Source organism: Clostridioides sp. ES-S-0123-01 (assembly GCF_020658415.1).
Taxonomy (GTDB): domain Bacteria; phylum Bacillota; class Clostridia; order Peptostreptococcales; family Peptostreptococcaceae; genus Clostridioides.
In genome coordinates, this window is the sequence record NZ_JACVWD010000004.1 from 471,125 (window position 1) to 484,130 (window position 13,006).

Genomic DNA, 13,006 nt, shown 5'->3' on the forward strand with positions numbered 1-13,006 from the left:
AATGTTAGGTATAATTAATAGACCAGATTTCTATGAAGGAGATAAAGAAGTATACTTATCTGCTACTGTAAAGTCTGGAGAAGTCTCTAAAACTAAAAAATTTAAGGTACTTGTAAAAGCATCGAAGCGAACTGATTTACAAAGTGTACTAGAGGATATAGGAAATATATCTATACCAAATATAGTCACAGAAAATCTGACTTTTATACAAAAAGGTAGTTGTGGTTCAACTATAGTATGGTCATCTTCTAGTCCAAATATAATAGGTCAATTAGGAAAAGTAACAAGACCTGTATTTGGTGAACAAGATGCAAAAGTTACTATAAACATTATTGTGTCAAAGGGAAGTGTAAGTAGAAGTAAAGAATTTAAAGTTACAGTACCAGCATGGACTCAAGAAGGTGAAGTTGAATCTGCTGCTAATGCAATAACTTGGGAACTTATTAGAAATAAAAATACTGATATAAATAAGGTTACAAGTGATTTAGTACTTCCAACAACTATAGGAAATGAAATATCAATAACATGGACTACAAGTAATTCTACATGCTTGAGTGATAAAGGGGTAGTTACTAGACCAGCATATAAAGACGGTGATAGCATCGTATCTGTTACAGCAACACTTACTAAAGGTGAACTTATATCTACAAAAACTATAACTAATATTAGAATACTTAAGCAAGAGCCTACTAATCAAGAGAAGGTTGATGATTTTGTAAAAACTTTTGACTTTGTTTCATATATTGCACCAAATAAATCATTAACAGAACTTAGTGATAACTTTACATTGCCTGCTAAAGTTGAAAATATGTCATTGACTTTTTCGGCACTTGATAATGAAGGTGAAGACTTAACATCAACAAATATAAAATTAGAACTTGATAATCAGGCTCTTTCTTATAAAGCCACAATAGTGAGACCTAGTTCTAGCATTGGTGATTTTAGTTTTAATTTAAAAATTGAAGCTAAAATTACTGTCTTGTCAGAAGGAGAAACATCAGAAGAAATTAAGGCTTCTAAGATATATCCAGCTAAAATATTAGCTATGATTGAAGAATAGATGATTGCAACTTTTAAGTTTAGCACTGGCGTTTTCGTCAGTGCTAATTTTAAATATAATCTTTCTGGGGATGAAAACTCTATAGCTTTATTTTATAAGATAGAATGTGAACACACAGAAAGTAATATAGACAATACTTTGTTGATGTTAAAAAATGACAAAAAGTCAATGTATATTAGAGAAAAACAGGTATTTTTTATAAAAAGTAAGAAATCTTTGCAACCAATATCCATAAGTAATATCTATATAAATAAAGTATATAAAAAATTATATGATAAAAACATTAGTGAATATATAAGTAGCTATAAAGATTTTAAGAAATTTAGAAATTTTAATAATATATTAAACTATCTAAGTAGAGAGGAACAATATTTAGATAAATCAATTATAGAACATATGCTGTTCGTAGAATATAGAAATACTAGAGACAAAATACAAATAAATGATAACTACAATACTTTTAAGACCAATCAAAATACTTTGTTCTTTCAAGATAATACAATAGAAGTAAGTAATATTGATAAATATCTAAAAATTTATGACTATGAGGATATGATAGGTCTTCCAAGTAAACAAATTTTTGTAGACTGTAAAAGTACAAATATAAGTGAGACAGAAAATGATACATATATATTTGATTTTGAAAAAAATATTAAAGACTTAGATAAAAAAATAAATGAAAATGATTCTATAGCTGTCAAAAACTCTATAAACAATAAAATATCTATAGAAAAACCAAAATTTGCTGAAAATCATATTAAAAACTTATCTATAAATTTACAAAAAATTATAAAGAATGGAGATTTAAGAAAAGTTTTTGTAGAAGAAAATAAAATGTCTACATCAGATTCATCAGTTAATGTAGATATTAATTTACCTTATTTGATTGATATACCAAATATACCAGAGGTTTTAATCAATAATAATATAAACTTAAGAAACGGTTTTAATAAGCAAATACTTATAGAAGATAAAAAACGTTTAGCAAAGGGATACTCAGATAAAATACAAACATTTTTAGAATCTAAATATAAACTATATAAAGCTAAAAATTATATTGAGTTATACCATTCACTAGATAATATTGAAAAAAACATAGATAGTAGTCTTCATATTGTAGATGATATTAAAGATTTTACACATGAAGGTTCAAATATTCAAATGAATGATATCCTCACTGGATATGATTTTTCAAAAGGGAAACCCACATTTAATTTATATAATCTAAATATAGATGTAGGAAAGGCTGACAATCAAAAAATTTATATTTCTAGTATAGATTTATTCTCAAAATACTATAATCCAAAGTTTGATTTTAAAAATGATGAATATAACTTATTAATATCAAAGTCTAATAATAAGGAAACATCTATAATTGAGCATAAGTTATTTGGAGAATATTATAAAGGGAATCTATCTCTTATTGACTCAACTATATATCCTGATTATCTTTCAAAACCTTCATTATATACCTTTGAATGCTATATATATAAACGACTAGAAAATAGCAAATACAGACTTCTAATAAATAAAGAACTTGAAAAAGGGACAATACAAAAAAATGACTTTAAAACATCTTATGGTTATAGTCTGATAAATTTTTATAAAGAAGGTAGTTTATTAAATATTTCAGACCATATGGATGAGTTATATAAGTACAGTAATAATCTTTATAATATGTATCAAATTCAATTTGGAATCATGAAAAAAATCAAGGATACATCATCTGATGAATCACCAATTAAATTAAAGTTTTCAAAATTACCTACATATAAAAATGATGATGGTTACTTTGGAGTTGCGACAGAATATTTTCCTGACTTTGTGGTGATTGATGGAAGTAAAGATGAATTGATTCTTCCCAAAAGTGGTTTTGATTATAATATATATAAAGATAAGATATTTGGTGACAATCTTATAATAACAGATAAGGATAAGTATGTAAAAAAATACACACAAGCTGGAAATCAAATAATTGAATTACCTATAGAAAATCCAGTTGATTATTTTGCAAATATAGCGATAGATGTTATAAATATTGATGTTTCTGTTATGAAGTATGTTCTTGATACACTATACAATCAATGGAGACATAATATTTATAGATATGCTGGTATAGAGCCTGAAAAAGCTATAAAAGATTTGATAGACTCAACAATGAAGTATATAGGTGGAAAATATTATTGGGATAGATGCAAAATACCACATCTTGAGAGAACCTTAAAACTTTTTTTATGGTATGCAGAAATGAGTATATTGTGTAATTCAGAGTATGAAGTTGTATATATAAGAGAAGATTGTAAGATTGATTATTCTAATAAAACATTAGGAAATTTAGAAAAAAATATATTACATATTGACAATTTAGAATTGACAGATGATTTTGTTCTATCAAGTAAGAAAAAGGGTGTAAGTTCCAAGTTAAAATTTAAAGTCAATCAAGAATTTGATTTACAACTAAAATTTAAAGCATATATGGAAAACCGTGGTGTTTTAGAAATACATATAGGAGAAGAAATTTATACGTTCTTAGGAGATGAAAAACCTTCTTATAATATAGATTTAAGAATTCCAAAAGAAGTTAAAGAAGTAGAGATTTTATTTTTTTATGATAATGAGGAATCTTTTATAGATATAGCTGCTTTTAGAATAAAAGATATGTTCAATAAATCAGTTAAGATAAAATATATTGGAAAACTTGGAAAAACAAATAAAACTGTAGAATATTTGATAAATATGTTAAATATTGCAGGTGAGTCTATAGAAGATACACAAGTTAAGTTAGGAATTCAAAATTCAGTACAAGTTGCATATGCACTTGATACATTTAAAGATTATATGTTTAAACATCATAATAATAAAGAAAAAGGTAAGCGAAGAGTAATTAAAAAATAAAAATTATTTAAAATACTATCAAAGATAATCGAAGGGAAGAAATGTTATGGTAAATTATCAAATTCAATATAAAGAAAAAGTAAATCAAAATGAACTATCTGGACCACCAAATGAAGCAAATGAATTTTGGAGAGTTGTATGTGACATGCCAACTTTACAATCAGCAATATCAACTACCAAATCACTAGTGAAGAAATATGGGTATGAAAATTTTCAGATATGTAAAGTGACTAGTATAAGGGTTGAAGTTCATGCAGAGTAAAAAAAAATTAAATAAAATATCTACAGGATATATATTTAGTGAGGAATTTAATGGTACCATGAATCCTCTGTGGGATGTATTTCCAAGTGATAACAATAGAATCACCTTTACAGGTGATTCTATTAAAATACTTGAAAATGATGATGAAACAGAATTATTGATACCATGTCCCAAAGAATCTGGATATGTATTTCAAACATATATAAGGTATGAACCAAAAGAATCTAATGGTAATGGTGGTTGTATAATAAAGTCTATTACTGAAAATTATGTAGAATGTGAATTATCATCAGAAATCGAATCAATATATTATTCATATTTAAAAGTAATATATTCTGATAATTTTGTATTAAACCTTAGAGCATCAAAAGATGGATTAAATTGGGAAGATTTTGGAAGTACAAAATTGTTAGATTCTAACTCAATAGGATATTATCTAAATGACAGTAAAGATACATTAGAAATATTTAATTGTGAAATGTATAAGAATAACTTTATAACATTTATAGGAATTGATAAAACACAAAATATCAAAATATATGACGAAAATAATAAAGAAATAGTGACAGATGTAGATATGAAATATACTGAAGATTCAGTTATTGTTGATTTATCATCAAAACTTTTTCCAATAAATCATGTAAAGGTAGAAGTTGAAAGTGGAGGAAGATTATCTGATACTATAACTATAGACAAGTTGTATGGTGGAGATGTATATTCATTTGAACCAGAAATTAGATTTATTGTCAATGAAGCTAATATGGATAATGGTGACTTTGATTTAGGACTAGTACAAGGTAAAGATAGAGTTTATGAGTTACAAGTAGTAAATGCAGGTGATTTTACTAAAACTGGAACCTTAAAAATAGTTGGAGTTTCTAGTTATGATAGGGGAGATAGTATGGCTTACTTGATGCCATATGGGGATTCAAGTGGAAGTTCTGAATTATTTAAAGAGTTGGACATTACTTTATTGCCTGGAACTACAAGTAAATTTTTGATTAAGATAATAAAGGACTCTAGTTGTATAACAATTGATGATAAATATAGTTTTAATATTATATTTATGTAAGGTGGTATGGTAGATGGGTGTAAGAATAAAAAGATATGGAAAAACAGAATATTTAAATGACCATAACCAATTAAAGAATACTGATATAGAGGACCAACATCCAATAAAAGCTATTACTGGATTGAATGAAAAACTAGATGATATAGATAACAATATAAGTATTAATATAGATGATATAAGAAATAACAGAAATGATATAGATATTATTAATAAAATGATAGAAAATGGTGAGATTGGTGGGGGTTCTGGTGGTGTATCTGATATAACTCCATTAGTTGAAAGAGTAAAAGTATTAGAGCAAAATGTAGTTATACTAAATAACAATAATTTAGAACTAAAAGAATTTGTGATTAGTGTATTGAATGAAGTAAATCGTTTAGAAGATGAACTTGTGAAAACAAAGCTTATTGTAGACGAATATCATAAAAATACTAATTTAAGTAAAAATAGTTTCACTGATACTTTGATAAATGACGATTACATACAAAATCTAATTGATTGTAAGATTGATATAAATAATGATAATGTTACATAAAGTGAGGTGATGATATGCAAGGAATAGATTTAGGAGAAAAAAAAATAGATGGAAATGAGATATCTTTTCCAAATGCGATAGCCATTTTTGATGGTAATGCATGTGTAAAAATAGAGTATTTAAATGCAAATAACATTGGTGTAACTACAGAATATGAGATAAACAATAACAAAATAAGTAGTAAAGATAAGATAATTTATATAGAAGAGCATAATGAAAGTGTAATAAATGATATACTAAAAACTATAAAAATAAAAATATATAAAAAAATTGAGATTAAAATAACACTAATTAAGAATCTTACTAATTATATGCCTTTAGGTACAGTAGCTACTGCAAATAAGAGTTATCTTGATAATACTCCAGACAAAGCAATAGATACTAATCTAGAAACACATTGGGGAGCTCCAGATTATAAAGGGACATTAATCCTAACATTCAAAGAATCTACAAATATAAATAAAGTACAAGTAAAAGTAGTAGTAAAACCAACTGCAAAAAATACTTATATAATAAAATCTAACGGAAATGAAATAGGTCAAAAAACTTTAGTAATAAAAGAAAGTCTAAATCCTATTATAGTTGATATAGATGTAATAAATGGAAATTATAATGAAATAGAAATAGAATGCAAAAGTGAAGGTGTAGAAGGAAGTATTTCTCCAAATGGGTCTTGGATTAGTATACATGAAGTTCTTTTAAGTGGTAAAGAAGAAGTAGTAGCGTCAGATACTTGTATCATAACTAATTTAGGGGATCATATACAGGTAATAGATGAACATACTTTATTGTACTTAAAAGGAGATTCTTTTAATGATTTAAGTTTAAACCCAAAAACAGTAACTGCTACAGGTGTATCAATTGTTGATGATGATTTATTTGGCAAATCATTTAAATCTAATACGGGGGTAATTTATGTTCCAACAAAAGAAATAACTTTAGATGGGGATACAAGTTTTACAATAGAATGGTTTGAAAATTTAACATCAGGCTATGAGGCTGGTATATTTAGCACCAATGAAAAAATACATCATGGATTGCTTTTAGGATATTACGAATTAGATAATTCAACTATTTATTGTAGCAGTGATGGAAATTCATGGAATGTAATTCATAGAGAGGTTTGTGGAGGAAAAACATTTAATGAATGGATACACAAAGCTTTTTGTTATTCAAAAGAAAATCTAACTTTGTATTGTTTTGAGAATGGCATAAAGACATATGAAAAAAAATTACAGCAAAAACTGTCTATTTACTGTGGAGAAAGACTTTTATTTTTTGACGCTTGGACAAATAAAGTTGATGCATATATATCTAATATTAGAATTTCTAATGTAGCAAGATGGACAGAAAATTTTGAAGTGCCAACAGAACCATATGATTATTTTCCTAATATTGAGATAATAGAACAAACAGAACATCATATAAATTTTAGAGTTTTGATAAATACAACTACTGTAAATAAAGTTAAAGTATATGTAAATAATGAAATAGAAAAAGAGTATATTGATACTTTTGAAAATCTAGTTTTTAATATTATATATGATGAAAAATATATAATAGGAAAAAATGAAATAAAGTTTGTTGTTGAATACAATGAAAATAAAAATATAGAAGAAAAAGTATATCATTATAGGCATAGAATTGATGAAAATACAATGTTCTTTCTAAACGGAACAGACATTGTTGATAGTAGCTATAATCCAAAGGTTATAAATAACAATGGAGTAACAATGTCTGAGGGTGGTAAATTTGGTAAGTTTTATAATATGAAAACTGGATATTTACAAATACAAAATTTTAATCCTCATTTTAGAAACTTTTCAATAGAGTTTTATTTGAAATTTAATGATAATAGTACACAAGATATATTATTTGATACTAGAGTTTCTTCTTATAACAAAGGATATTTAATTTATACAGAATCTAAAAAATTAAGATTCTATCTTAGTGAATATTCATATTCTTCTATAGATTATTCAAACTTCGATAAAAGTGTTTACCATCACTTTGCTTTTGAAATTAAAGACTATAAATATATAAAGATATACCATAATGGTATACTTAAAAAAACAGATACTTTGTCTGAAATACCACAAGAACATGCAAGTAACAACATATATATGTCAAAAAGATGTGATGGAGGTAATTATCGTTTTACCAATGAATTAAGTATGTTTAGAATCTCTAATATGAATATATACAATGAAAATTTTACACCAACAAATATTCTATATTGTTACGAACCTATATTGAAGGCAAACCAAGCATCTGAAAATCAATTAATATTATCAATAAATGATAAATCGAATGTAATGAATAAGCTTGAAATTTTTATAAATGATTCATTAAAAGAAACCATAGTAGATAATTTCAATAATATTTCTTTCAATTTATTGTTAGATAATTATAATGATGGCTTTAATGAATTTGAATTATTAATGACATTTAACAACGTTAGGCGTATTATAAAAAGATTTAAAATTTATAAAGCTGATCAAAGGTTAATACTTGCAAGTAAATGTTTTGAGGTAAATAATATTTTATTTGATAAAATATATACTCATTTTAAACCTTTCTTTTTGGGTCACGGTAGTATTAATATTTTGTACTCAACAGATGATAATGAATTTACCTACTGCGATATCAATACTTTTACACAAATAAATTCAAATAACATAAGATTAATGTTTTTAATGGATTCAGATGCTGTAATTGAAGCTTATAAAATTTATGTAAAGGATTGCATTGATACAACTAATATTAACTTTAATGAAGTTTTACCTCCACCAAATAACATAGATAAATTTCCAGTGACTGGTGGTGAAGGACTTAGTGAAGAATTATTTGATGCAATAAAAAGTAATTTTGATATTTTAAACAATAAAATACTAGAAGAACAAAAATATATAAAATATATAAATGATAGAATTATCTCAGTAGAAGATAAAGTGTATGATATTGAATTTGATGTTGATGAATATCATAAAAATACTAACTTAAAACATAATCAATTAACTGATACTCTTATTAATGATAAGTATATAAAACAGTTAATAGATTGTGAGTTAGATATTAATAATGATAATGTCAAGTAAAAAAAGAAGGTGAATAAATGGCTATAGTTGGTGAACAGTTGTTACAGCCAGAAGCTGGATGGCAAAGAATTGATAACATTGATAATAATTTTAAATATATAGGATTATGGAAAAAAGATACAAGTTCAGGGCTTTATAATAACACAGGTATGTTTATACAAGAAAATGCAACAATAGAAGAAGTAAATTCTAGTTATATTACATTTGCTTTTTATGGTTCAAAAATAAGGATATTCCATACTAGATATGCTAGTCATTCTTCTAATATGAAATGTATTATAGACGATATTGAGTATGAAAATTATAATATTCATGGAGAAACTATAAGACAATATCTTGCCTTTGATAAAATAAATTTAGAAAAGAAGATTCATTTGGTAAAAATTAAAAGTGATGATGGTGTCAGATTTGATTTTGATTGTATAGATATAGATGAAGATGGATATATGATAGATTTAATTGAAACCAAACTAACAAAAAAATCTACATTAGATTCTATGAAAATAGGAGATATAATTCCTTGCAGATATACAGTTCCTATTTCTGGGAAAGTAGGATATTTTTCAGAACTTGGAAGCTGTAATTGTGAAGGAATAGATGTAGATACTTCATCAGATACACCAGATGGAAAGTTTTATTTTATAAAAGTTGATGATAATAAATTTATATCTGATAGAAATGTTCAAGCATCTATTTCATGGAATGAATTAAACAAAAACAAATTAACTTGTAAAATGCTTTCTCCAACTTCTTTAGTATTTAATGGTAAGTCATCATATGTAAGTATACCTATAGAAAAAATTAGGACTACTAAAGAGATAACAATAAAAATAAGAGTATATTTAGAAGACTGGACAGTTGGAGCAGAACATAGGTTTTTTAGTTGCACACAACTTGGAGGTTATGCATGTTGTTATGTTCCAAAAGATAGATATTTTAGAATAGAGATTGCTACAAATCATCCTAATTCTCCAACTTTATATTTTATTTCTGGATTTAATATTGATTCATCTAACAATGGATGGAAGACTTTTTACATACTATATAATGGAGAATCAGTTAAAATATATGATGAAATAACTTTAAAATTGAATGAAAAACGAAATGGTACTATCATATATGGAAGTACAAATCATTTGGTATTAGGTGGAGAAGCAGGAGGAGGTTTTTCTGTAGAGTCAGGTACTCGTTTAACTGGAAAAATATCAGAGTTTGCAATATGGGATAAAGCAATAGAACCAGCAACTATAGAAAATAATCTAACAGGGAATGAAGAAAATCTAATTTGTCTATTTAAATCTACTAATGCAATTGGGGATACACTTTATGATTTATCACCAACTAAAAATAATGCAACTATTTTTAATTGTATAAAAGAATATGACAATAGTAATAAATATCATTACACTATTCCAAGTGGAGGAATAGCATATAATGACGATATAACAATATCTTTTCCAAAGAAAGCTTTAAAGTCAAATGAAGATTATAACTACATTATAAAAGAAAGTGGAGTATTAAATGCAAAATATTTTGGATACTTAGCATTTAATAAAACAACTGTAAATGAAGATGATTGTTGGCATAGTCCTATGGATAATAACCCATATATTACAATATCATCAAAAAAAGAAAAAATAATTTCAAGTGGTTTTAGATTAACTAATAGAAATTGCCCTTCATCTATTATGCCTCCAGCTACTTGCATTGTGTATGGAAGCAATGACAATGAAGAATTTGAAAAAATACATGAGACATCAAGTTTTCCAACAACTAATAGAGCAACTTCTTATCATTATTTTGATTCACAAGTGGAATATTTACACTATAAATTTAGCTTTATTGGTGTAGGAACTTCGGTAGCTATAGGTGAATTAGAACTGTTTAAGGAATATGAATATAAAAATACATCTTCAAGTTTAATTAATAAAAATCAAGGCGGTTGGCCAATAGAAAATGATTGGGATAAATATATAAGAAATAGTGATTTAAAAGGAAAGATAATAGTGGGAGACAATGATATATGGAACTATCGTAATATGATTTCTTTATGTAAAGAGAAAGTTATTACAGGATTAAAAGATATTAACAATGAAAACTTGGATACTCCAAGTGGAAATGTATTAATACCAGTTCGTGGCAAAATTGAAGCTATTGACGATTTGTCAGCAAAAAGATTTAATATATGTTTATCTTCATCTGTTGCTAAAAATATTGGTTTCAGACCTATGTTAATCACAGAGGTAGGTGAACAACATGGCTAATATAGGTAGTACTTTACCACAGCCAGAACAAGGTTGGAAAAGATATGACAACACAGACAGTAGAATAAAATATGTCAATAAGTGGACTATAAATAATAATACTATAACTGCTTATAACAATACAGGATGTATTACAAATTATAGACATGGTGAAAATGGGATATTAGAATTTAGATTTACTGGTACTAAAATAAGATTAATAGTTCCTGGTTCTGATGCTTCTCATACAGATAAGTGTACAGTAGAGATAGATGGTGAAAAATTTATAACTAGTCAATGTACACCAAATTTTATACATCCTAATTATATTTATCAAATGTTATTTTTTGAAAAGCTTGATTTAACAGATAGTGTTCATACTGTTAAGCTATATATAGAAATTGGAACACCGCCACCTTCGAATGCTCCTTATGGAGATAATTATTTAGCCTTAGATGCAATTGATGTAGATGTAAACGAATCTCTATTGCATCATACACTAGAAGAAAATAACTTAATACAAAATATTCAAGTTGGAGAATATATATCTTGTGATTACATCTATGAAGATGGATTTTCAAATTTTGGCGATGGAAAAACATTAAACTTTATCTGTGTTAAAAATAATTTTAATCAACATGTCTTAATTTCTAATACAGTAATCCCAAATTTAAGTTTTGATGAAATAAATGATAAAGGTTTTATTTATGGAAAAGAATTGGATAATCATCCCTATAAAGGTTACTCGTGCACTGTAAAATCAATTACAGACAGCCCATATAATGACAGTTACTTACATTCAGAATACGATAAATATATTTTAAATAGCACTTTAAATCACTTAATTATTGCTGGAGATAAAGATATATGGCATCATAATTTAGCATCTATAACTGATACTTTTTCTGATTCAGATAATACTAAAGTAACAATTAGAGGTGGTACAAGCTCAAATTCATATAATGTAGTAAGGACATCTACTAAAAGTGACACAAGCGGGTTTAGACCAGTTTTAATTATCAATACTATATATTTATATCCAGAGTTTAATATTGATTATACTTTTGGGGAATGGGATGGGATTATAAGTTTAACAGATATATTATTAGATAAAACAATAGAAGTAACAAAAATAAAAGTAAAAGTAACAAATAAAAATAATACAGAAATATTATATACAGATTTATTAAGTGTAAGTGAAGGTAATTTAAATTTAGATATAAGTAATGTCGACTTATCAAATGGATTAAATTTCTTAGAAATAATTATAGAAGATGAAAATGGCTATGTTTCAAATCCTAAAATTATAAATGTCTTTAAACACAATGAAGGACTTATTCAATATTCTAAAATAATCTTGACTGAAAATATATCATTTGATAAAACATATAAAAATATGAAAGTTAAATTAAAATCTACAGGTTCAATTATTGGAATTTATACTATAGATAATATTAATTACAACGTTTTTGACATAAATTCTATTTTTAACATAAATTCTAATAATATTAATTTGTTATTATTAATGGACAAAGATACTATTTTAGATGCATATAAGCTAATTTGTGAAGATATTGAAACCATTAATTTTGATAATATTGAATTAAAGCCACTACCTCCATATAGCGAAGGAGACTCAGAGTCTGTAAACAAAGAAGAGATAGTAAAAATAGTAAATGAAATTATAAATCCGAAGATTGATTTAATAAATAAAAATCTAAATATATCTGATTTAAAAATTCAACTAAAATATGATAAGGAATTAAATCTTCCAGCTAATTATACATCTAATTATTATATAGATGCCAAGCTTGATACAGTAGAAAGAGAAGGTGAATAGT

At 25.8% G+C, this 13,006-nt stretch carries 8 protein-coding genes; all 8 read left to right on the forward strand.

Annotated features, from left to right (window positions below; translation table 11 throughout):
- Position 1: 1 nt before the first annotated feature.
- Genes IC175_RS12060 through IC175_RS12095 form a run of 8 tightly spaced genes read left to right on the forward strand, consistent with a single transcriptional unit; the run spans position 2 to position 13,005 of the window.
- Positions 2-1,060, forward strand: coding sequence for an immunoglobulin-like domain-containing protein (locus IC175_RS12060; protein WP_227830682.1), 1,059 nt, complete (start codon positions 2-4; stop codon positions 1,058-1,060).
- Complete coding sequence (locus IC175_RS12065; RefSeq protein WP_227851560.1) at positions 1,061-3,955, forward strand: hypothetical protein; 2,895 nt, start codon at positions 1,061-1,063, stop codon at positions 3,953-3,955.
- A gap of 46 nt (positions 3,956-4,001) precedes the next feature.
- Complete coding sequence (locus tag IC175_RS12070) at positions 4,002-4,217, forward strand: hypothetical protein (RefSeq protein WP_227824096.1); 216 nt, start codon at positions 4,002-4,004, stop codon at positions 4,215-4,217.
- A complete protein-coding gene (locus IC175_RS12075) occupies positions 4,207-5,289 on the forward strand; it encodes a hypothetical protein (protein ID WP_227851561.1) in 1,083 nt (360 codons plus the stop codon). The genes IC175_RS12070 and IC175_RS12075 overlap by 11 nt, the downstream gene beginning before the upstream one ends.
- A gap of 13 nt (positions 5,290-5,302) precedes the next feature.
- Positions 5,303-5,824 carry a hypothetical protein gene (locus tag IC175_RS12080; protein ID WP_227830679.1) on the forward strand — a complete coding sequence of 174 codons (522 nt, stop codon included), beginning with the start codon at positions 5,303-5,305 and terminating at the stop codon, positions 5,822-5,824.
- A gap of 14 nt (positions 5,825-5,838) precedes the next feature.
- Positions 5,839-8,922, forward strand: coding sequence for a LamG domain-containing protein (locus tag IC175_RS12085; protein WP_227851562.1), 3,084 nt, complete (start codon positions 5,839-5,841; stop codon positions 8,920-8,922).
- A 17-nt stretch (positions 8,923-8,939) separates the two neighbouring features.
- Entirely contained in the window at positions 8,940-11,186 is a 2,247-nt protein-coding gene (locus tag IC175_RS12090; protein ID WP_227851563.1) for a LamG domain-containing protein, read from the forward strand.
- Complete coding sequence (locus IC175_RS12095) at positions 11,179-13,005, forward strand: hypothetical protein (RefSeq protein ID WP_227830676.1); 1,827 nt, start codon at positions 11,179-11,181, stop codon at positions 13,003-13,005. Before IC175_RS12090 ends, IC175_RS12095 begins: the two co-directional genes overlap by 8 nt.
- Position 13,006 lies beyond the last annotated feature (1 nt).

Excerpts from the sequence above, each read along its gene's own strand:
- IC175_RS12060 (WP_227830682.1), top strand. The coding sequence starts at position 2 with ATGTTAGGTATAATTAATAGACCAGATTTCTATGAAGGAGATAAAGAA.
- IC175_RS12090 (WP_227851563.1), top strand. The coding sequence starts at position 8,940 with ATGGCTATAGTTGGTGAACAGTTGTTACAGCCAGAAGCTGGATGGCAA.
- IC175_RS12080 (WP_227830679.1), top strand. The coding sequence starts at position 5,303 with ATGGGTGTAAGAATAAAAAGATATGGAAAAACAGAATATTTAAATGAC.
- IC175_RS12085 (WP_227851562.1), top strand. The coding sequence starts at position 5,839 with ATGCAAGGAATAGATTTAGGAGAAAAAAAAATAGATGGAAATGAGATA.
- IC175_RS12070 (WP_227824096.1), top strand. The coding sequence starts at position 4,002 with ATGGTAAATTATCAAATTCAATATAAAGAAAAAGTAAATCAAAATGAA.
- IC175_RS12095 (WP_227830676.1), top strand. The coding sequence starts at position 11,179 with ATGGCTAATATAGGTAGTACTTTACCACAGCCAGAACAAGGTTGGAAA.
- IC175_RS12075 (WP_227851561.1), top strand. The coding sequence starts at position 4,207 with ATGCAGAGTAAAAAAAAATTAAATAAAATATCTACAGGATATATATTT.
- IC175_RS12065 (WP_227851560.1), top strand. The coding sequence starts at position 1,061 with ATGATTGCAACTTTTAAGTTTAGCACTGGCGTTTTCGTCAGTGCTAAT.